19 protein-coding genes are annotated in these 20,304 nt (G+C 63.4%); 12 read left to right on the forward strand and 7 right to left on the reverse strand.

Annotated elements, in window-relative coordinates:
• Nucleotides 1-86: 86 nt before the first annotated feature.
• On the reverse strand, nt 87-1,076 hold the full coding sequence (locus NLY37_RS13620; protein WP_023741748.1) for a sugar-binding protein: 990 nt from the start codon (nt 1,074-1,076) through the stop codon (nt 87-89).
• 466 nt (nt 1,077-1,542) lie between these two features.
• On the opposite strand from NLY37_RS13620, the gene NLY37_RS13625 reads away from it, so the two are divergent.
• From NLY37_RS13625 to NLY37_RS13680, 12 genes are all read left to right on the forward strand, one after another.
• Nucleotides 1,543-2,283 carry an ATP-binding cassette domain-containing protein gene (locus NLY37_RS13625; RefSeq protein ID WP_023673049.1) on the forward strand — a complete coding sequence of 247 codons (741 nt, stop codon included), beginning with the start codon at nt 1,543-1,545 and terminating at the stop codon, nt 2,281-2,283.
• Between the two features lie 41 nt (nt 2,284-2,324).
• On the forward strand, nt 2,325-3,323 hold the full coding sequence (locus tag NLY37_RS13630; RefSeq protein WP_023673048.1) for an ABC transporter permease: 999 nt from the start codon (nt 2,325-2,327) through the stop codon (nt 3,321-3,323).
• 39 nt (nt 3,324-3,362) lie between these two features.
• On the forward strand, nt 3,363-4,133 hold the full coding sequence (locus NLY37_RS13635) for an SDR family oxidoreductase (RefSeq protein ID WP_031246147.1): 771 nt from the start codon (nt 3,363-3,365) through the stop codon (nt 4,131-4,133).
• A gap of 149 nt (nt 4,134-4,282) precedes the next feature.
• Nucleotides 4,283-5,110 (forward strand): AraC family transcriptional regulator, encoded by an 828-nt coding sequence (locus NLY37_RS13640; protein WP_023696208.1) that lies wholly within the window; start codon nt 4,283-4,285, stop codon nt 5,108-5,110.
• Nucleotides 5,111-5,222: 112 nt separating this feature from the next.
• Nucleotides 5,223-5,666, forward strand: coding sequence for an SRPBCC family protein (locus tag NLY37_RS13645; protein WP_023741750.1), 444 nt, complete (start codon nt 5,223-5,225; stop codon nt 5,664-5,666).
• A 16-nt stretch (nt 5,667-5,682) separates the two neighbouring features.
• On the forward strand, nt 5,683-6,477 hold the full coding sequence (locus NLY37_RS13650) for an FAD binding domain-containing protein (protein WP_023741751.1): 795 nt from the start codon (nt 5,683-5,685) through the stop codon (nt 6,475-6,477).
• Between the two features lie 60 nt (nt 6,478-6,537).
• Nucleotides 6,538-7,020 (forward strand): (2Fe-2S)-binding protein, encoded by a 483-nt coding sequence (locus NLY37_RS13655; protein ID WP_023673043.1) that lies wholly within the window; start codon nt 6,538-6,540, stop codon nt 7,018-7,020.
• A gap of 11 nt (nt 7,021-7,031) precedes the next feature.
• Nucleotides 7,032-8,399 carry a xanthine dehydrogenase family protein molybdopterin-binding subunit gene (locus tag NLY37_RS13660; protein WP_023741752.1) on the forward strand — a complete coding sequence of 456 codons (1,368 nt, stop codon included), beginning with the start codon at nt 7,032-7,034 and terminating at the stop codon, nt 8,397-8,399.
• Between the two features lies 1 nt (nt 8,400).
• Nucleotides 8,401-9,405 (forward strand): xanthine dehydrogenase family protein molybdopterin-binding subunit, encoded by a 1,005-nt coding sequence (locus NLY37_RS13665; protein WP_023733134.1) that lies wholly within the window; start codon nt 8,401-8,403, stop codon nt 9,403-9,405.
• A gap of 7 nt (nt 9,406-9,412) precedes the next feature.
• Nucleotides 9,413-10,294: an AAA family ATPase gene (locus tag NLY37_RS13670; protein ID WP_023741753.1), complete on the forward strand. Its 882-nt coding sequence runs from the start codon at nt 9,413-9,415 to the stop codon at nt 10,292-10,294.
• 235 nt (nt 10,295-10,529) lie between these two features.
• Nucleotides 10,530-11,666: a vWA domain-containing protein gene (locus tag NLY37_RS13675; protein WP_023741754.1), complete on the forward strand. Its 1,137-nt coding sequence runs from the start codon at nt 10,530-10,532 to the stop codon at nt 11,664-11,666.
• Nucleotides 11,666-12,553, forward strand: a complete 888-nt coding sequence (locus NLY37_RS13680; protein ID WP_023705629.1) for an amidohydrolase family protein — start codon at nt 11,666-11,668, stop codon at nt 12,551-12,553. The genes NLY37_RS13675 and NLY37_RS13680 overlap by 1 nt, the downstream gene beginning before the upstream one ends.
• 45 nt (nt 12,554-12,598) lie before the next feature.
• Here the strand turns inward: NLY37_RS13680 and NLY37_RS13685 are convergent, their stop codons facing one another.
• From NLY37_RS13685 to NLY37_RS13710, 6 genes are all read right to left on the reverse strand, one after another.
• Nucleotides 12,599-13,006, reverse strand: a complete 408-nt coding sequence (locus tag NLY37_RS13685) for a carboxymuconolactone decarboxylase family protein (RefSeq protein ID WP_023729419.1) — start codon at nt 13,004-13,006, stop codon at nt 12,599-12,601.
• Nucleotides 13,007-13,254: 248 nt separating this feature from the next.
• The gene (locus tag NLY37_RS13690; protein WP_023741755.1) at nt 13,255-14,751 is read right to left on the reverse strand and encodes a sugar ABC transporter ATP-binding protein; all 1,497 of its coding nucleotides are present in this window, start codon (nt 14,749-14,751) and stop codon (nt 13,255-13,257) included.
• Complete coding sequence (locus NLY37_RS13695) at nt 14,751-15,800, reverse strand: SMP-30/gluconolactonase/LRE family protein (protein ID WP_023729421.1); 1,050 nt, start codon at nt 15,798-15,800, stop codon at nt 14,751-14,753. The genes NLY37_RS13690 and NLY37_RS13695 overlap by 1 nt, the downstream gene beginning before the upstream one ends.
• Nucleotides 15,797-17,920, reverse strand: a complete 2,124-nt coding sequence (locus NLY37_RS13700; RefSeq protein ID WP_023690776.1) for an ABC transporter permease — start codon at nt 17,918-17,920, stop codon at nt 15,797-15,799. The genes NLY37_RS13695 and NLY37_RS13700 overlap by 4 nt, the downstream gene beginning before the upstream one ends.
• 78 nt (nt 17,921-17,998) lie before the next feature.
• A complete protein-coding gene (locus tag NLY37_RS13705; RefSeq protein ID WP_023741756.1) occupies nt 17,999-19,024 on the reverse strand; it encodes a sugar ABC transporter substrate-binding protein in 1,026 nt (341 codons plus the stop codon).
• A 60-nt stretch (nt 19,025-19,084) separates the two neighbouring features.
• The gene (locus NLY37_RS13710) at nt 19,085-20,071 is read right to left on the reverse strand and encodes an ABC transporter permease (RefSeq protein ID WP_023741757.1); all 987 of its coding nucleotides are present in this window, start codon (nt 20,069-20,071) and stop codon (nt 19,085-19,087) included.
• Nucleotides 20,072-20,304 lie beyond the last annotated feature (233 nt).

Genomic DNA, 20,304 nt, shown 5'->3' on the forward strand with positions numbered 1-20,304 from the left:
TCAAAGCCGGAGCCTGCTGCCCCAACCGTTGCGTCCGTTCGGGAAGAGACGGGGCGCCCGTCAAAGGGCGCCCCGAAATCGAGAACCTACTTCTGGATGCAGGTGTCGACCGTGTCCTTGGTGCATTCGTCGAGGCCGGTGAACACCGGATCGGCGACGGCCTTGCCTTCGACCAGGTCGATCATCACCGACGGTGCCTTGTAGCCCATTTCGAACGGCCGCTGACCGACCAGAGCAGTCACCAGGCCGTCACGGGCGATCGCCACTTCATCGCCGATCGTATCGGCGGCGCCGATGACGAAGTCGTTGTTGGCGATACGGTCCTTGAGCGGCCCGAACAGGTCGCGATAGGGCTGCGGTGCGCCAAACAGCGGCCAGCCGCCCATGATGCCGAAGGCATCGAGCTTGGGATTGGCGGCGAGGATGTCGGTCATCGCCTGAACGCCCTTGGCGCCGTCGTCATTGGTGAACACCGGGCAACCGGCAACTTCGGTCCAGCCGCCTTCGCCGGCAAGTGCCGCCAGGCCTTCCTTGCCCGACAGCGCGTCACGCATGCCCTGCGCCCGGCGCAGGATGTTGTCGGCCGCGGGATTGCCTTCGATGGTACAGATCGTGCCGCCGTTCGGCTTGCCCTTCTTGATGTACTCGCCGATCTTGTGACCCATCAAATAGTTGTCGGTGCCGAGATAGGTCTTGCGCAACGCGGCATCTTCCTTGCTGAGATCCGCGTCGAGCGTCATGATCGGGATCGTCGGATTGGCGGTCTTGATCGTCTGAGCGATCAGCGGCGCGTTGGATGGCGAAATCGCCATTGCCACCGTGTCGGCCTTGCTCAGCATGTCCTGAACGATCTGCGCCTCGCCGGCCTCGTCGGAGGTCGATGCCGGGCCGGTGTAGAAGCATTCATATTCCGAGCTGGCATTTTCCTTGTTCCATTTCTCGCAGCCCTGGTGGATGGCTTCGAAGAATGGATTGTCGAGACCCTTCACCACGATGACGAGCTGTTTCTTGGCCAAAGCCGGCCCGGCGCCCAGCGCCATGGCGGCGACGGCGGCGAGCAAAAGTGTTTTCCTCATGTCAGTCCTCCCTTGAAACAGACGGACACGGCGTGCCCGCCACACAGATCGACCGGATGCTTGATGACCGAGGTTCGTTTCACGAGCACTCGTGTCGCCAAGACAGATCGATAAGCATTTCCAGATGCGGCATTGGCCCGGCTCAACACATGGGTGGCGCCGCAACCTCGACCGATAAACCTCCGCCGATTCCGCCCGGCTAACCGCCAGCGGCATCGGCATAATCTCCTCCGACGCTTAGCTAATATCGGCTTGCGGCCAACGTCAATGCTATTTGTCCTACAAAACGGATTTTTGGATAACCAAGGCTTCAATTCGTCCGACAATTGATTGACGAGCGCCGGCTTTTGCGTAAAAGAACGCTGACGCTGTTTCCGGGAGGAGATGGGGAGAGCGGGGCCAAAGCAGCGCCGGCATTCACGCCGGGAACAGCAGCGGGTCGCAAAACACGGGGAGGCAAAGACTGGTGGCGGTTCTCGAACTCACCAATATCTCGAGGCATTTCGGCGCCATCCAGGCGGTCAACGACGTATCGCTGTCGATCGAGCCCGGACAGGTGGTCGGCCTGATGGGCGACAACGGCGCCGGCAAGTCGACGCTGGTCAAGATGATCGCCGGCAATTTCCGCCCCAGCCATGGCGTCATGCGCATGGACGGCAAGGAGTTGATCCTGCACAAGCCGGCGGAAGCTCGCCAGCACGGCATCGAGATCGTCCACCAGGACCTGGCGCTGTGCAACAATCTGACCGCTGCCGCCAATGTCTATCTCGGCCGTGAATTGCGCCGCGGCTTCGGCCCTTTACGCATCCTCGACTATGCCGCCATGTACAAGCGCGCCGGCCAGCTCTTCGCCGAGTTGAAGTCCGAGACCCGTCCGCGCGACCTCGTCAAGCAGATGTCGGGCGGCCAGCGCCAGGCAGTAGCGATCGCGCGCACCATGCTGTCGCAGGCGAAGATCGTGTTGATGGACGAACCGACGGCCGCGATCTCGGTGCGCCAGGTCGCCGAAGTGCTGAACCTGATCCGCCATTTGCGCGACCAGGGCATCGCAGTGGTGCTGATCAGCCACCGCATGCCTGACGTGTTCACCGTCGCCGACCGCGTCATCGTCATGCGGCGCGGCCGCAAGGTCGCCGACAAGACGATTGCGTCAAGTTCGCCCGAGGAAGTCACCGGGCTGATCACCGGCGCCATCGAACAGGTTTGATCTCAGCGAATTTCACCACGCACAGCACATGAAGGTCGACGATGGCACTGACAATTGACCAGCCGATCGAACAAAAGCAGCAATCCTTGCCGGCAAGACTGTTTGCCAGCCAGACCTTCTGGGTGGTGATCGCGGTCATCCTGGCCTGCCTGTTCCTGTCTTTTGCCACCGACGCCTTCGCCACGTCGAAGAACCTTTACAACATCACCCGCAACATCACCTTCGTCGCCATCATCGCGCTCGGCATGACCTTCGTCATCATCACAGGTGGCATCGACCTGTCGGTCGGTTCGGTGCTCTGCCTGTCGTCGATGGTGCTGGCCGTCACCATGCATGCCGGCTACTCCATCGAGGTCGGCATCCTCGCCTCGATCGCCACCGCGCTCGCCATAGGCGCCTTCAACGGCATCATGATCGCCTATCTCGGCTTTCCACCCTTCGTGGTGACGCTCGGTATGCTGTCGATTGCCCGCAGCCTCGCCATGGTCGCCTCCAACAACACCGTCGTCTTCCAGTTCGGCCCGGATCACGACAAGCTTCTGGCGCTGGGCGGCGGTGCATGGGTGTTCGGCATCGCCAATCCGGTGCTCTACATGATCCTTTTGGCGCTGATCACCGGCTTCACGCTGCGCTGGACCAAGTTTGGCCGCCACATCTTCGCCATTGGCGGCAATGAGCACGCGGCGACGCTGACCGGCGTTCCCGTCAAGCAGATCAAGGTCGCCGTCTATATGATCTCGGCGCTGGCGGCGGGCATTGCCGGCATCATCCAGACCGGATGGCTGGGCGCCGTCACCACCAATCTCGGAACCGGCATGGAACTGCAGGTCATCGCCGCCACGGTCATTGGCGGCGCCAATCTCGCCGGCGGCGTCGGCACCGCCTTCGGCGCTATTGTCGGTGCCGCGCTCATCGAAGTGATCCGCAACAGCCTTGGTCTGCTCGGCATCAATGCTTTCTGGCAAGGCGTGTTCATCGGCGGCGCCATCCTGCTCGCGGTGCTGTTCGACCGGATCCGCAACTTCAGGCGCAATGACTGAATGTTTTTGGACTGAACCTTTCGGCTGGAAACCGTTGCCTTGACATCGAAATCCCTGTTCGAGCTCAACGGCCGGCTGGCGCTGATCACCGGCTCCGGCCAGGGCATCGGCCTGGCGCTGGCGCGCGGCCTTGCCGAGCATGGCGCAAGTGTCGTGCTCAACGGCCGCGATGCCGGCAAGGTTGCCGGTGCTGTCGCCGGCTTGCGCGACGCTGGCTTCAAAGCGCACCCCTCGACCTTCGACGTGACGGATTTTCGCGCGGTCGATGCCGATGTCGCCCGCATCGAGGCCGAGATCGGCGCCATCGACATCCTGATCAACAATGCCGGCGTGCAGTTCCGCGCTCCGCTCGAGGACTTTCCCGAGGAGCAGTGGGAGCGGCTGTTCAAGACCAATGTCTCCGGCGCCTTCCATGCCGGCAAGGCGGTCGCCCGCAATATGATCGCGCGCGGCAAGGGCAAGATCATCAACATCGGCTCGGTGCAGAGCGAACTCGCCCGGCCCAACATCGCGCCCTATACGGCCACCAAGGGCGCAATCCGCAATTTGACACGTGGCATGTGCACCGACTGGGCGAAATACGGCTTGCAGGTCAATGCCATCGCCCCCGGCTATTTCCGCACCGAGATGAACCAGGCGCTGGTCGACAACCAGGAATTCTCCGCCTGGCTGGAAAAGCGCACGCCGGCCGGCCGCTGGGGGTATGTCGACGAACTGATCGGCGCCGCCGTGTTCCTCGCCTCCGACGCCTCGTCCTTCGTCAACGGCCATACGCTTTATGTCGACGGCGGCATGACGGCTTCGGTTTGACGGGAAACCCTATCGCTCAGTCTGAAAATCCGTCGGCATAAGCGGCCCCCCAAGCTCACCACACCTCCCAGCCTTGACGCGACCCCGAACTCAGCCGCACAATCCCGTTGCAGGCGAAGGGAGGCCAGTCGTCTGCGGGAGGTATACCCATGACGGACGCGATCAGGCTCTATTGGGGCCGGTTCGGACATGTTTCTGTCCTGAATGTCGCCAGCGACTTCGTCACCCATGCGCATGTCGAGGCCCACATCATCATCTGGCTGGAGGGCACGGCCGGCGAGATGACCGTCGGCCGCGAGACGGTGCCGCTGGGTCCCGGCACCGCCGCCGGCATCAATTCCTACCAGCCGCACAGCCACATTCTGTCGCAGAACGGCAGGCCCGGCCTGTTCCTCGCCTTCTACATCGATCCGGATTGGGCGCGCCGGCGCCGCGACCTGCCTTCGTCGGCGCCGTTGTTTGCACAGGCCGCAATCACGCTCGAACCATGGCTGCACCAGGCCGCCGCCAATCTGCTCGACCATTTGAGCGAAAATGAAAGCATCGACGACGTCGCCAATTACGAGATCGAGCGCTTCATCGATAGCGTGCTCGACGCCGCCGACGCCTCGGCGCCGCCGGAGGTACGCATCCGCATCAACACCATGCAGGACTTTCGCGTCCGCAAGGCAATCCAGCTGATGAAGGCCAATGTCTGCGAACGCATCTCGTTCGACGACGTCGCCCGCAGCGTTGGCTTGTCGCGGCCGCATTTCTTCGCTTTGTTCAAGGAACAGACCAATTTGACGCCCAATGTCTACTGGAACACGCTGCGCATGGAGGAAGCCGTGCGGCAGCTGCAGTGGTCGCAGGAGCCGCTGATCTCGGTCGCCTGCAATCTCGGCTTCACCACCCAGGGCAATTTCTCGCGCTTCTTCCGCGACCATGTCGGCGTGCCGCCGACGCTTTACCGCGAAGCGGCGCGTGCCATGGCCTGAACGGGCCGTTCTTTTTCAGACTCCTTGATAGGGCCGCAAGACCCATTGATAAGCGCAGCGCCGGCCGCCGCCCTACCCTGCAGCGTAACGAATTCGTAGGGGAATGATCCATATGGCTGAAGTCACCGTCTCCAGCGTCATCGAGGCGCCGGTCGAAAAGGTCTGGGCGCGCATACGCGACTTCAATGACCTGCCGGGCTGGCATCCGCGCATGGTCAAGAGCCATATCGAAGACGGCAAGAGCGCCGAAACCATCGGCTGCGTGCGTAATTTCGAGCTCGCCAGCGGCGCGCGTATCCGCGAAAAACTGCTCGACTTCTCCGATGCGGATTTCCGCGTCAGCTATTCTATCCTCGAAACGCCGCAGCCGCTGACCAATCACAAGGCGACGCTGCAATTGCGCCGCGTGACCGACGGCGACCGCACCTATGCCGAATGGACCGCAACTTTCGACGCGGCGCCCGAAGAGGCCGACAAGATCGCCGCCGGCATGGCCGCCAATGTCTTCCAGGGTGGCTTCAATGCGTTGAAGAGCCATTTTTCTGGCCAGAGCTGAGTCAGGGGAGACTGCCATGGCGCTTGCCCTCCAGACCTTTTCGGCCGTCAGGGATGCCAACGCGGCGCTGAAGGCGCCCGGCACCCGCTATCTCGGCGGCGGCACGCTGGTCGTGCGCGCCGCCAATGAAGGCGATGTCTCCGTCACCGGCCTCGTCCGCTCGACCGATCCGACCCTCTCCGGGATCACCGTTGCCGGCGGCAAGGTCCGCATCGGCGCTTCGGTGACAATGGCGGCCATCGCCCGCCATCCGGAGCTTGCGGCGCTGTCCAAGGCTGCGCGCGCCGTCGGCGGCCCGGCGATCCGCAATATGGCGACTGTCGGCGGCAATCTGTTCGCACCCGCGCCCTACGGTGATTTCGCTGTCGCCCTGCTGGCGTTGGATGCGACGGTCGGCACCGATGATGGGGAATTGCCTATCGAGGATTTTCTGGCCAGGCGGGACGACAGCCGCGCCATCGTCACATCAGTCGCCTTCGCATTGCCGAAGGCCGAGAATTTCCGCTTCCTGAAAGTGTCGCGGGTCAAGCCGAAGGGCGTCTCCGCGCTCAGCATCGCCGCCGTTCTGGAACAGGCCGGCGACGGCACTGTCTCCTCGGCGCGGATCGCGCTCGGCTGCATGGCAGACCGGCCGATGCGCGCCCGTGCTGCGGAAAAGGCACTGATCGGCAGCAGGCTTGACCAGGACGGCGCCGCAGCGGCGCTGGCTGCAGCCGGTGAAGGCACTTCGCCAATCACCGACCCGATCGCCAGCGCCTGGTATCGCGCCGAGGTTCTGCCGGTCCATCTCGGCCGGCTGCTGCTTACTTAACCACCGCTTGGGGGGCGCGCGTCTGTCCGATCAATCGGGCAGGCGCGTTGGGAGGAAAACATGGCAAAGGTTCCGGTTCAGTTCACGCTCAACGGCTCGGAGAAGGCCGAATTTGTCGACAGCGGCACGACACTGCTGCACGCGCTGCGCGACAAGATCGGCGACACCTCGCCCAAGGGCGGATGCCACCAGGGCACCTGCGGCGCCTGTTCGGTCATCATCGACGGCGAACTCCGGCTCTCTTGCCTGACCCTGGCCGAGACCTGCGGCGGCGCCGACATTCGCACCACATCGGGCCTCGCCGAGGCCGGCGTCCTGCATCCGCTGCAGCGTGCCTTCCTCGACGCCTTCGCCACACAATGCGGCTTCTGCACGCCGGGCATGATCATGGCCGCCAAGGTGCTGCTCGACCATACCCCCAATCCGAGCCGCGAGGATGTGGTCGAGGCGCTGTCCGGCAATATCTGCCGCTGCACCGGCTACGAGCCGATCATCCAGGCGGTGCTGACGGCGGCCCGAGCCAATTCGCAGAACGCGGCCTAAGGATCAAAAGAATGGAACTGCGCAAAAACTATTTCGCCGATCAGCGCAAGGACGGCCTGCACGAGATCGGCCATGGGCGGCCTCGGCTGGATTCGCCGGGACATGTGACGGGCAAGACCGCCTATTTCGCCGACCGCACCTTCCCGAATATGCTTCACCTGAAAATGGTGCGCAGTCCGCACCACCATGCCCGCATCCGTTCGATCGACACTTCCGAAGCGGAGAAGCATCCCGGCGTGGTGAAAATCCTCACCGCCAAGGATGTGCCGCACAATGTCTACACCATCCTGATCCTGATCCAGGTCGGGCCGGAGGACGAGACGGTGCTGGCCGACGGCAAGGTGCGCTGGAAGGGCGAGGCCGTGGTGGCGGTGCTGGCCGAGACCGAGCGCGCGGCTCAGGAAGCGGCAGCCAAGGTCAAGGTCGACTACGAGGTGCTGCCGGCCGTCTTCGACATGGAGGAAGCGCTGAAGCCCGGCGCGCCTTTGGTCAACGAATATCACGGCCAGAACTATTATCTCTACGACAGTGGCGAATGCCGCAAGGTGCGCTTCGGCGATGTCGAGGCGGGCTTCGCTGCCGCCGACCACATCCTAGAACAGAGCTACCAGTCCTCGCCGATCGAGCATGCGCCGACCGAGACCACGGGTTGCGTCGTGGTGCCGGAAGGCAATGACCGCTTCACCTGCTACACCAACACCCAGGCGATGTTCTTCACCCTCGACAACGCCTCGATCATCCTGCAGATGCCAGGCTCGAAACTGCATTTCGTCGGCGGCACTGTCGGCGGCGGCTTTGGGGGCAAGGTCGACGTCATCGTCGAGCCGATCGCCATTCTTGGCGCCAAGCTCACAGGACGTCCCGTCTCCTTCATCTACAGCCGCGAAGAGGAGATGCAGATCTCGTCACCGCGCGCCGCCGAAAAGATAATCATCAAGGATGGCGTGATGAACGATGGCCGCATCGTGGCTCGCAAGGTGACCGGCTATACCGATGCCGGCGCCTATTCGCGCCATTCGCCTTATGGCGCGCAGAAGGGAGCGGCGCACTATCCCGGGCCCTACGCCATTCCCAATGTCTGGATCGACACTTATTGCGTCTACACCAACCGCACCCCCTCCTCCGCCATGCGCGGCTTCGGCGTCACCATCGGCGACTTCGCGCTTGAGGTGCAGATGGACAAGCTGGCGCGGCTGATCGGCATGGACCCGCTCGAATTCCGCTTCATCAACGCCTATCGCGATGGCGACATGAAGGCGCATCGCCAGCCGACCGAAGGAGCGGCGCTGATCGAGTGCATGCAGGAGGCGTCGCGCGCCGCCAACTGGCCGGTGGCGGAGAAGTATATGGCGATGTCCTCCTACAAGAAGGGAGCTTGAGATGGCGCTAAGGCGCGGACGCGGCGTCGCCGCGATCAACTATCCGACGGGCATGAACCTTGGCGGCGACCCGACGCAGGCGCTGGTGCATTCGACGCCGACCGGCAATTTCATGGTGACGCTTTCCAGCGTCGATCTCGGTCAGGGCTTGAAGCAGATCATGGCGCAGATCTGCGCCGAGACCATCGGCGTGCCGACGGACCGGGTTACCATCGACACCGCCGACACCGACACCGGTCCGCACTGCATGGGCACCTTCGCCTCGCGCGGCACCCACCGCGCCGGCAACGCCGTCATCCAGGCCGCCAAGGAAGCCCGCCAGGTGATGCTGGAAGTGGCAGCGGAAGAGCTGGAGGTCAACGCTTCCGACCTTGAGACTGACGGCCAGGGCAATATTCTGGTCAAGGGCGCGCCGCAGAAATCGATCTCGATCTTCGACGTCGCCTTGTCGGCGCATTTCAAGCGCGGCCGCTCGATCTCAGGCCGCGGCATGTTTCTGATCCCGCGCTCCTATCCGGAGAAAGAGACCGGCGCGATGAAGCCGTCGACCTGCTACGCCCATGCCTGCACGGTGGCCGAGGTCGAGGTCGATGACGAGACGGGCGAGGTTACGGTGCTGACCGTCAAGAACGTCTTCGAGATCGGCCGCGCGCTGAACCCGAAAATGGTCGAGCAGCAACTGGTCGGCGGTTCCTGGATGGGCATCAGCCACGCGCTCTACGAAACGACCGAGCCCTATTATCCCAACCGCGACCATGGCGGCACCGACTTCAACCAGTATCTGATGCCGGGACCGGGCGATCTCGCCCAAACCGAGATCATCGTGCTGGAGCGGCCGTCGGCGGATGGTCCTTACGGTGCCAAAGGGCCAGGCGAAATGTGCGCGAACCCGCAGATCCCCGCGGTTGCCAATGCCGTCTTCGACGCCGTCGGCGTGCGCATCGACACGCTGCCGATCACACCGGAGCGCATATTGCGCGCGCTGAAGGCGCAAGCGGCGAACTGAGGACGACATGCAGGAGCCGAATGCCGAGACTGTCGCGACCTCGCCGGAGGCGGTGGCACGCCACCTCGCTGGATCGCGCTACCTCGCCGACGACAGCCTGGCCACCGCCATCTTCCTGGCCATACGGCTCGGCAAGCCGCTGCTGCTGGAAGGCGCGCCCGGCGTTGGCAAGACCGAAGCTGCGAAGGCGATCGCGCAACTGCTTGGCCGCGATCTGGTGCGGCTGCAATGCTATGAAGGCATCGACGCAGCACACGCGCTCTACGAATGGAACTACCAGCGCCAGCTGCTCGCCATCCGCCATGCCGGCGAGCATGAGATCGACATCTATGACGACCGCTTTCTGATCGCGCGGCCATTGCTGCAGGTGCTGCGGGCGCCGGAGCAGCGCGTGCTGCTGGTCGACGAGATCGACCGCTCCGACCACGAATTCGAAGCGCTGCTTCTCGAATTCCTTTCCGATTTCCAAATCAGCATCCCTGAGCGCGGCACGATCCGCGCCGAGGCGCAGCCGATCGTCATCCTGACCTCGAACCGAACCCGCGAACTGGCGGAGGCGCTGCGTCGGCGTTGCGTCTATCACTGGATCGGCTATCCCGACGCCGAGCGCGAAGCCGCCATCATCATGCTGCGCGCCGGCAATGTCGCCGAGACCACCGCGCGCGCCGTGGCGAATGCCGTGCAGTCGATCCGCGCGCGGCCACTGGCCAAGCCGCCCGGCATCTCCGAGGCCGTCGAATGGGCCAACGCCGCCACCATACTGGAGAAAGGCGGCAGCCCATGGCCGCAAGCCTTCCGCCGAGCCATCGGTGTGCTTATCAAGGACGAGGAGGATTTGTCCGCGATCGCGCCGGAGCTTGGCCAGATTGTCGAGGAGGCGCTGGGGTGACGTGTGAGGTCAACAGCTCGTTCATAGCGAGGTGGCCTCACCTGGGCACTCTGCAACGCTGGCGGGACAGCGCCCCCCTCTGTCCTGCCGGACATCTCCCCCACAAGGGGGGAGATCAGCCGTCATCCTGGCTTTCGCCAATCTCCAGCGGCGCAGAAAGAACCGAAGCGCCAAAGCTGCTGATCTCCCCCCTTGTGGGGGAGATATCCGGCAGGACAGAGGGGGGCGCGAAGGAATGATGCGTCAGGGGACCCTTCCTCTCGCCTCCGCGCCCTTCCTCGACTTCGCCCGGCTGCTGCGCCGCCACGCCTTTGCCGTCGCCCCCGAGCAGGTCTGCAGCTTCATGCAGGCGGTCACCCTGCTCGGCCCCCGCTCGATGGCCGACATCCGCGAGGCGGCGCTCGCAACGCTTGCCCCCCCGCCCGATCGCCGCGGCGAATTCGAGGCGCATTTTCGCAATCACTTCCATGGCGATGGCCAACCTTCCGTCGAAGGCGAGGAAGACGAGGAGACCCGCATCAAGGACGACGACGGCACGCGCGAGAAGGAGAGCGAGACCATGCGCCAGGAGAAAGGCGGCGAGCTGTCGTCGGCAATCGAACAGCTCAGCAGCCGCGACTTCCTCCGCGACGACGATGGCCTTGGGCCCTTCCGCCGCAAGCTCGCTTCAGCCCTCCCCGCGCGCCGCTCATTCCGCACCGTGCGCACCCATTCGCGCGGCAAGCTCGATCTGCGCCGCTCGCTCAGGGAAATCGTCAGCGCCGATGGCGATATCCCCTCGCCGCAGCTGCGCCGCCGCCAGACGGTGGCGCGCAAACTGCTGATCCTGATCGACGTCTCCGGCTCGATGAAGCTGCACACGGCGGACTACCTCAAACTGGCGCACGCCGCCGTACAAGGTGCTGACCGTGCCGAAATCTTCACCTTCGGCACGCGGCTCACCCGCATCACGTCCGCACTGCGTATCCGCGATCGCGACCAGGCTCTCGCCCGCGCGGCGGCACTCGTCGACGACTGGGACGGCGGCACGCGCATGGGACCGACCTTGCTCGCCTTCCTCTCGGTGCCGCGTTTCTCAGCTTTCGCCCGCGGTGCCGCTGTGATCATCCTGTCGGACGCGCTGGAGCGCGGCGACCATGCCGATCTCGAGACCGCAATGCGCCGGCTGAGCGCCCGCGCCTTTCGCCTGTCGCTGGCCACACCGCTGGCCGGTGACCCGCGTTTCCTTCCCGCCACGGCAGCACTCCGCGCCATCCTGCCTGATCTCGACGATCTCATCGACGGCTCGTCGCTCGGGAGCCTCACCGATTTCGTCCTGTCGCTCGCCCGCCCCGCCCCGGCGGCGTCGGCAATCTGGAAAAGGGTATCGTGATGCAGAAAGCCATCGACGCGCATTTCCACATCTGGCGCCAGCAGGACCAGCCATGGCTGGTCGGGCCGATGGTGCCGCGCATTTTCGGCCCCTACGAACCGATCCGCCGCGACTATCCGATCGAGGAATTTCTCGCCGATCAGCAAGGCGCAGGTGTCGAGAAGGCCGTCTATGTCCAGACCAACTGGGCCAAGGAGGATTTCGAAAAAGAAGTCGCCTTCCTGCAGAAGACTGCCGACCAGACCGGCTGGCCGCACGCTATCGTCGGCTATACCGATATGACTGTCGACGATGTCCGGCCCCAGATCGATCGATTGAAAAAGTACCCGCTGCTGCGCGGCGTGCGCATGCAACTGCATTGGCACGAGACGCCGGCCTTCCGCTTCGCTGCCTCGGCCGATCAGGTCATCGACCCCAGGGTGCGGGCCAATGTCGCGCGGCTTAAAGACTATGGCCTGTCCTTCGACCTGCAGCTTTTCCCCGCCCAGATGAAGAACGGGCTGACGCTCGTCGGCGAGAACCCCGACACCAATTTCATCCTCACCCATGCCGGCATGCTGACCGGCATGGAGCCGGAAACCACCGAGGCCTGGAAAGCCGGCCTGAGTACTCTATCAACAGCGCCGAACTTCTACGCCAAGCTGTCGGGCCTCGGCACCTTCGCCCACCGCAACGATCCGGCGTTGATTGCCTACATCGTCGACAATGCCATCGACATTCTGGGCGCTGACCACCTGATGTTCGGCTCCAACTTCCCGATAGAGAAGCTCTGGACCAGCCACGCCGAACTGATCAAGGCGCATCGTGCAGCCGTGGCGAAGCACGGTCCGGTGGCGGAAGCGGATATCTTTTGGAATACAGCAGAGAAGGTTTACAGACCGGCATAGCGCACGCTTTCCCTTCTCCCACAGGGGAGAAGGGAAAGCCGCCCCTCACTTCACTTCGAACTCAGGATCGACCGGAATCTGCATCGCAGTCACCAGATGGTTGGTCTGCCCGGCCAGCCCGATGATCGACACCAGATCGCCATGCTGCGCATCGGTCAAGCCTTTGGCCCGCGCCGCAGCCGTGTGCGAATGGACGCAATAGGAGCAGCCATTGGCAGTCGACACAGCGATGTAGATCATCTCCTTGGTCAGCGGATCGATGGCGCTTTCCGTAGCCATCACCACTTTCACCTGGTCCCATGTCCGTTTCAGCAAGGCCGGATCGTTGGCCAGCCCGCGCCAGAAATTGTTGACGAAGTCCGACTTGCGCGTCGCGCGGATGTCGTCGAACACAGCCTTCGCAACCGGGATTTTTTCGACCTCGGCATCGCTGAGGAGTTTTGTGGCGGCCATGGCGTTTCCTTTCGTTGAATCGGTGGATCAGGTGGTTGAATCAGGTCTCGAGCAAGGGCGGCTAACCGGCTATTCCGATTCAGTTTTTGATGCTGACAGAACCATGGCGATTGGCCGAAGCATATCAGCTTCGTCATTCAGGGGCGAAGCAGGCGCGAAGCGCCGTCGCGGAGACCCGAGCATGACGAAGGCGCTGAGGCCTTGGCCAATTGGTGACGTATGCGCACCGTCAAACACCGACCGGCAACCTAGTGCACTGCCGCATACATGATCTTCTCCTCCGTCGCCTCCGCCGGCGAGAACTCCTCCACGATGCGCCCCTGTCGGCACACCAGAATCCGATCCGACAGGTTCATGATTTCCGGCAGGTAGGACGAGATCACCACCACGGCCAACCCCTCGTCGGCCAGCCGGTTGATGATCTGGTGGATCTCGGCGATGGCGCCGACATCGACGCCGCGCGTCGGCTCGTCGAAGATCACGATACGCGGCTGCTGCACCAGCCCCTTGCCGATCACCACCTTTTGCTGGTTGCCGCCGGAAAGCTCGACCACGCGGGCATTGTCGTTGATCGCCTTGATGTTCAGCGTCTTCGTCCATTCAGCGGAAAGCGTGCGCATCTCCTGCTGGTTGATCACCCAGGCCTTTTCGCGGCCCGCCGCCAGCAGCCCGCCGAACAGGTTCTCGGCGATGCCCATCGTCTCGAAAATGCCCTCGCTCTTGCGGTCCTCGGTAACATAGACGATGCCGTCGGCGACCGCCTCACTGGGCACGAGATAGCGCACCGGCCTGTCGTCGAGTTCAATCGCGCCACCGCGCAAAAAATCGCGCTTGTAGATGCCGGAGACGATCTTGAAGGTCTCGGTGCGGCCGGAGCCGATCAGCCCGAACACGCCGGTGATCTGTCCCTCGAAGATCGAGAAGGAGGTGTTGCGCACGACATTGCTCATCGAAATGTCCTGCACCGACAGCACCTTCTTGCCGGCCTTGCGCAGCCTGGCCTCGTCGCGCTGGCGATAGATCTGTCCCGACAGTGTACGCCCGACCATGGCGGCGACGATCTTGTCGCGATCGAAGGCCGATGTGTCGTCGGTTATGACCAGCTCGCCATCGCGCAGGATTGTGATGCGGTCGGCGATCATCAGCGCCTCTTCCAATGCATGGCTGATGAAGACGATCGAGACGCCGTTCGCCTTCAGCCGCCGGATCAGCGCGAAGAAGTGCCGCTTCTCCTCCGGCGTCAGCGTCGCCGTCGGCTCGTCGAAGATGATGATCTCGGCATTGTGGTGAACGGCGCGCGCGATCTCGACCATCTGACGCTTGGCCGCGCCCAGCGTCGCCACCATGGCGTTGGGGTCGACCGGAAAGTTCAGCGACTGCAAAAACTGCTGCGCCGAAATGTAGGTGCCGCGCAGCCGGTTGAGGAATTTTTCGGTGCCGAGATAGAGGTTTTGCGCCACCGTCATCGACGGCACCAGGCTGGTCTCCTGGAACACCATGGCGATGCCGGCCTCGAGCGCCGCATGCGGCGACGCATAAGCGATCTCGCGGCCTTTGTGGAACATCTTGCCTGAGGTGGCGTCGACGACGCCGGCGATGATCTTGGTCAGCGTGGATTTGCCGGCGCCGTTCTCGCCGAGCAGCGCGTGGATTTCGCCCTTGCGCAGTTCGAAGCTGACTTGTCTGACCGCGGGCACGCCGCGATAGTTCTTGGTGACATTTTCCAGGCGCACGATCGGTTCCATCAGAGACCTCCTGCGTCGATGGCCAGCACGCAATCGCCGCCCCTGGAGGCGATGAACAGGCGGCCGTCCGTTTCCGCCACGCTGCAGATGCCATGGCGCGTGCCGTCGGCGCGGCTGTGCAGGCTGAATTGCGGCTGCATGTTCTGATCGAGCCTGACCACCAGCCCATAGGAGCGGCTCGGCGACCAGGGCTTGTGGATGCCCATGGTGCGGATGCCGCCGCATTGCAGCGGTTCGAGGAAGCTGCGATTGGAGGCCAAAGCCGGCGCGATCCAGTAGGCCGGCGCCACCTGGTCTAGCATGTCGCGCCGATAGTGGGTTTCCTGGAGAACGAATTCGATCAGCCGGTTGCGTGGCGCGAACAGAGCCAGCCACGCGCCGCCATCGCCGGCCGGCGCGAGGCGCGCGGGATAGCCGGGCAGATGCGTCAGCACGGTCGAGCGGCTACCGGTCGCACCATCGAAGCGAACGAGCTGATGGCGCCAGCTTTCGCTGACCAGCACATCCCGCCCAATGGGATGCAGCCCATAGGGAAAGGCGATATCGCCGGCCACTTTGCGGAACTCGGCGGCGGCCGCGTCCCGCCTCCAAAGCGAACCGGACGCGCCCTTCTTCATCAGGTCGGCGGCCCATTGCGACGGCGTGTGCTCAGCCGAGCCATTGGCCAGCCACAACGTGCCGTCGTCTGCATAGGCAAGCGCGGTGATGCAGCTGACGCCGGCCGGCAGCGAAACCTCCTTGCCGGCAACCAGCAGCTTGCCGCTTTCCAACCCCACCGTCAGTTCGCCCGACAGTGATAGAGCCAGCGCCGTGATGGGGGAAGGAAAGGTCCCGACAACCTTCGGCTCCACCCCTGCGGCAAGCGAATATACCGCATTGCCGCTGGAAACGAGCAGCCGGCCATCGGCAACCAGAAGATTGTCGGGCTCCGTCAAATCGGCGAACACTGGCGCCTCGTCCAGCCGCGTGTTGGGACGGAAGGCACCGTCGAGCGGTGGGATGGTCACCGCCTTGCCACGAAACAGGTCGAGCACAGGATCGAGGATCATGGCTTCGCTCCCCAATAAGAAGCGGAACTGGTCCAGTTCGGGTCGGCGCCCGCAATCTTGTAGCGGCCGATGCGGTTGTTAAGGATGCCGCCGACGAACAGGAAACCCTTGTGCTCGCGCATCGAGGTGACCATCGGATGCGCGCCGCCGGTAAGGTCGCCCATCGCCTCGACAATGCCGCCCTTGTCGTTGAATTTCACCACGCCGCCGGTGTTGATGTTGGGGAACAGCCACTCGTCCTGCGGCAGCCGGCGCGTCATGCGCTTGCGCATATCGGGATGGCGCAGCGACAGGTCGAAGCTCGGCGTGCGCATGCCGAGCCATGCCATCCAGTAATTGCCGTCCGACGCCCGGTTGATGTTGTCGGGATAGCCCGGCATGTCGCGGATGACGCATTCGGCGGTGCCTGCTTTCGGCCCTTCCAGCCAGTATCGATGCACACGGCAGGCCCAGCTCTCAGCGAAGAACAGCGACTTCCCGTCATGCGCCATGCACACGCCATTGGTGTAGCGGTAGCCGTCGAGCAGTGTCTTCGTCGAACCGTCCTTCGGGTCATAAACCAGCAGCCGGCCGGTGGCGCGGTTCTCGATCGAGTCCAGCGCCCAATCGTGGGCGTCATAGCGCTTGGTGGAGTCAGTGAAATAGATCCGCCCGTCCGGCGCGATGTCGCAATCGTTGGGGTCGCGCAGCCGCGCATCGTCGACGATCGAGGTCCAGGAACGCGACGTCTCCGCCGACAGGCGTTTCACATCCCGATCCGGCGAGACGGAATAGAGCCCCATGGCGCCGACGCAGCTGATCAGATTGCCCGATTTGTCGAAGGCCAGGCCCAGCGGAAAGCCGCCGATATGGGCAAACACCTCCGATTTCATATAGTCCGGCGCGAAGAAGCGGACGATCTCGCCATGGCGCGTGCCGCAATAGAGGTGATCGTCGCGGTCGAGGATGACGTCTTCCGGCCCTTCCAACTCGCCGAGCCCGATATGGTCGGCCGCCGACAGCCGGTTGTCGAGCGCGTAGGGCGTGCCTGAGCCCGGCACCGCAGACTGTGTCTCGCCCATCTTGAGATAGACCGGCGCGACATAGACTTCGTTGAGCACCTTATGGCGGTTCTTCAGCCAGCGGATGTCGATCGTCACCGCCACCGCCAGCATGATGCCCAGCACCATCTGGTTGGTGCCGGTGCCATAGCCCAGCCGGATCAGCCCGTTGGTCATGGTCAGCACGATGATGGCGCCCATCAGCCCCTTGATGACCGAGCCGCGGCCACCACCCAAGCTGACGCCGCCGACCACCGCCGCCGTCAGCGCCATGATCTCAAGGTTGAGGCCGGTGCCCGGCCCTGCCCCACTCAGGCGGCAAGCGATCAGGAAGCCGCCGATCGAGGCGCAGAAGCCGGAAAAGACATAGGTCATGAACACGGTGCGGCGCACGCGAATGCCGGCATTGTGCGCCGAGCGCCTGGAGCCTCCGACCGCCAGCACATGCCAGCCCGGCCGTGAGCGCGTCAGCGCGATATGGGTGACGATGGCAAGAATGATCGCCAGCCACACCGAGACCGAAAGCCCCCAGAAGGTGCTGTCGCCGATGAAGTCGAGCACATCCGATGTCGCCTGGGAAAGCTGCACGTCGGCGGCATAGGTGGTGACGAGAATATCGAACAGCGCCCGGCCGAAGATGAACGTCACCAGGGTGGTGAGGAAGGCGCGCAGCCTGAGGTAGCCGACGAGGTAGCCGTTGACGGCGCCGAAGATCAGGCCGGTGGCGAGCGATGCCGCCAGCGCCAGCCAGATAGACTGTTCGAGAATGAAGAAGACATAGACGGCGGAGAAACAGGACAGCGCGAAGATCGAGCCGACGGACAGGTCGATGCCGCCGCCCAGCATCACCACCGTCATGCCGGTGACTACCATCGAGAACTCGCCGAGCTGGCGGGTCGATTCCTGCAGCGAGGTCAGCTTGAAGAAGCCGGGAATGATCGAGCCGAACACGCTGAGCGTCGCCACCAGCGCCAGGAACGGAATGGCGTTGTCGGTCCAGCGTTTTGTCAGGATTTCGCCGACCAGATGGTCGGGCACGAGATTGTAGCGCCAGGACTGGAGGCGTTCGCGAAAGGACATCGGCGGCTGCTATTCCATGAGGGAACGAGGTGACCGGATTGTCCAGTCACCTCGTTTATTTCAGTCGAAAAGCGCGGCTTACTTCGCCGCCGCTTCGGCCTGCAGCGCCTTCAGGTCCCAGCAGCTGTCGGGCTTGAGGTCGACCTTGGTCGTAGCCTTCTCCAGCGTGTAGATGTAGGTGTGCGACGTGCCGGCCGGCTGGCCGCTCTGCAGCAGGAACTTGATGATAGCGTTCATGTCGCCGGACTGGCGGGCAAGGTCTGTCATGACAACGGCGCCATAGGTGCCGTCCTGCAGCTTGTCGCAATCGGCCGCCTTCTCGCCGCCGCCGGTGGTGACCAAAAAGACCTTGCCGTCGAGCTTGGCGTCGCGGATGGCGGCGGATGCGCCGGTGGCGTCACCATCCCAGAAGTCGATGATCGAGCAGATGTCGGGGTTCTGCTGCAGCATTGTCGTCGTCACGTTGCGCGACGTCGTCGGATCCCAGTTGGAGTCGGGCTTGGCCACGACTTTGAAGTCGGGGTGCTTCTCCAGCACCTTCATGATGCCGGCATACTGGTAGAGACTGGACGAGTTGGCCTGATCACCCTGCACAAGGCCGATCTTCTTCGACGAATTCTCGCCGCAGCCCTTGATCGCCGCTTCGGCCTCGAGTTGGCCGAGCCGGTCCCAGTCACTGCCGACAAAGGCGTCGGCCGGGAAGTTGGCGGGATTGTCGACCAGTATGACGTAGGTGCCGGCGGCCTGCGCCTTCTTCATCAGCTTGGAATAGGAGTTGAGGTCCGGCGCATGGATGATCAACACGTCCGGCCTTGTGTCGGACGAGATCGCGTCGGTGATCGCCTGTGCACCGGCATCGACGACCCAGTTCGGATCGCGTGTTTCGAAGGTGCCGCCCCAGGCCTCGACTTCCGTCTTCAGATAGTGCGACCAGCCCTGCGCAAGGTCGAAGCCCATCGCCAGCGGCACCAGCATGACGCGCTTGCCCTTGAGCGCCTGCGCGTATGCGGCCGGGCCCGGATCGTCGGCGGCGAAGGTCGGCGCGACGAAGGCGGTAGCGGCAAGCGCCGTGGCGGCCGCCATCAGTGTTCTGATCAGTTTCATGTCACATCCTCTGTTTTTCACTTATTGCCGGCCGGTCGGCATGACCCGGTCGGGTACCCCTTAGATGTCGCCCTGCTGCGCGGTCTGTTCGTCACGCGGATTGATGATGCCGTCGACGATGATGGCTCCGAGCAGGATCGCCGCCTTGATCAGGTTTTGATAGAGCAGCGGAATGTCGATGATGGTCATCGCGTTCGACAGGATGCCGATCAGTGCAGCGCCCACCAGCACATTGCGCACCCCGCCCCGCCCGCCGGAAAGGCCGATGCCGCCGATCACCGCCACCAGCACGATGTCATAGAGCAGCGTCGAGTTGACGATGCGGGTGTTGATCGAATGCAGGCTTGCCGCCGTGAGCAGGCCGGCGATCAGCGCGACAAAGGCCGAAACCACATAACGCAGCACCAGCATTGGCCGCACCGGAATGCCGATGTTGCGCGCGGCGACCGAATTGTCGCCGGCGAAATAGATGTAGCGGCCCCATTTGGTGTAGCGCAGGAACAGGAAGAACAGGAAGGCGAGCCCGGCGAAGACGAACACTTCGATCGGAATGTCGAGGAAACGCAGGCCGCCGAGCAGCTCCACCCAATGGCCCTGAGGCACCGGCACCGCATCCTGCGTGATCAGTTGCGAGCGGACATAGCCGAAGACGAAGGAGCCGGTCGCCAGCGTCACGAAGATCGCCGGCACGTCGGCATAAGCGACGAGAAAACCATTGAGCAGGCCGATGGCGAGCACGCCTGCCAGCACGTAGGCGAAGGCGAGCCCATCAGGCGTTCCGGCGTTGAGCAATTGTAGATACCAGGCGACCGACATCGCCATGATCGCCACCGCCGACAGGTCGATGCCCCTGCCGATTATGACGACCGCCATGCCGAGCGCCAAAATGCCCAGCACCGACACCGAGCGGACGATGGCAACGAGATTGTTGGCAGCGATGAAACCAGGCAGCCCAATGGCAGCGGCGACGAACAGCACCACGGCGATGGCAAAGACAATGCCTTCCTGATTCAGGCTCCTGACATTTGGCCAGCCAATCGTGTTCATGTCTGCATTCGCCCCGATGGCAGCTCTGCCACCCCTTCCGAAGAAAGCTAATCGGCTCGGCGCCGCTTCGTCAAATGAATCCGCGCTCGGAACACCCGTTGGCAGTGATAATCTTCCAGTGGACGCACCGATTGCTAGAACTGGCGCAATCCTAGGAAAAGGCTGCGCTTTTGGCATTTGGTTGCACCATTGCGCGTATGCGCGAAGGTGCCGTTCTGAGGCGAAAGCACAAG

It is taken from the genome of Mesorhizobium sp. C395A (assembly GCF_030323205.1).
Lineage (GTDB): Bacteria > Pseudomonadota > Alphaproteobacteria > Rhizobiales > Rhizobiaceae > Mesorhizobium.

Excerpts from the sequence above, each read along its gene's own strand:
- NLY37_RS13620 (WP_023741748.1), bottom strand. The coding sequence starts at position 1,076 with ATGAGGAAAACACTTTTGCTCGCCGCCGTCGCCGCCATGGCGCTGGGC.
- NLY37_RS13630 (WP_023673048.1), top strand. The coding sequence starts at position 2,325 with ATGGCACTGACAATTGACCAGCCGATCGAACAAAAGCAGCAATCCTTG.
- NLY37_RS13640 (WP_023696208.1), top strand. The coding sequence starts at position 4,283 with ATGACGGACGCGATCAGGCTCTATTGGGGCCGGTTCGGACATGTTTCT.
- NLY37_RS13645 (WP_023741750.1), top strand. The coding sequence starts at position 5,223 with ATGGCTGAAGTCACCGTCTCCAGCGTCATCGAGGCGCCGGTCGAAAAG.
- NLY37_RS13650 (WP_023741751.1), top strand. The coding sequence starts at position 5,683 with ATGGCGCTTGCCCTCCAGACCTTTTCGGCCGTCAGGGATGCCAACGCG.
- NLY37_RS13655 (WP_023673043.1), top strand. The coding sequence starts at position 6,538 with ATGGCAAAGGTTCCGGTTCAGTTCACGCTCAACGGCTCGGAGAAGGCC.
- NLY37_RS13660 (WP_023741752.1), top strand. The coding sequence starts at position 7,032 with ATGGAACTGCGCAAAAACTATTTCGCCGATCAGCGCAAGGACGGCCTG.
- NLY37_RS13665 (WP_023733134.1), top strand. The coding sequence starts at position 8,401 with ATGGCGCTAAGGCGCGGACGCGGCGTCGCCGCGATCAACTATCCGACG.
- NLY37_RS13670 (WP_023741753.1), top strand. The coding sequence starts at position 9,413 with ATGCAGGAGCCGAATGCCGAGACTGTCGCGACCTCGCCGGAGGCGGTG.
- NLY37_RS13675 (WP_023741754.1), top strand. The coding sequence starts at position 10,530 with ATGATGCGTCAGGGGACCCTTCCTCTCGCCTCCGCGCCCTTCCTCGAC.
- NLY37_RS13680 (WP_023705629.1), top strand. The coding sequence starts at position 11,666 with ATGCAGAAAGCCATCGACGCGCATTTCCACATCTGGCGCCAGCAGGAC.
- NLY37_RS13685 (WP_023729419.1), bottom strand. The coding sequence starts at position 13,006 with ATGGCCGCCACAAAACTCCTCAGCGATGCCGAGGTCGAAAAAATCCCG.
- NLY37_RS13690 (WP_023741755.1), bottom strand. The coding sequence starts at position 14,751 with ATGGAACCGATCGTGCGCCTGGAAAATGTCACCAAGAACTATCGCGGC.
- NLY37_RS13695 (WP_023729421.1), bottom strand. The coding sequence starts at position 15,800 with ATGATCCTCGATCCTGTGCTCGACCTGTTTCGTGGCAAGGCGGTGACC.
- NLY37_RS13700 (WP_023690776.1), bottom strand. The coding sequence starts at position 17,920 with ATGTCCTTTCGCGAACGCCTCCAGTCCTGGCGCTACAATCTCGTGCCC.
- NLY37_RS13705 (WP_023741756.1), bottom strand. The coding sequence starts at position 19,024 with ATGAAACTGATCAGAACACTGATGGCGGCCGCCACGGCGCTTGCCGCT.
- NLY37_RS13710 (WP_023741757.1), bottom strand. The coding sequence starts at position 20,071 with ATGAACACGATTGGCTGGCCAAATGTCAGGAGCCTGAATCAGGAAGGC.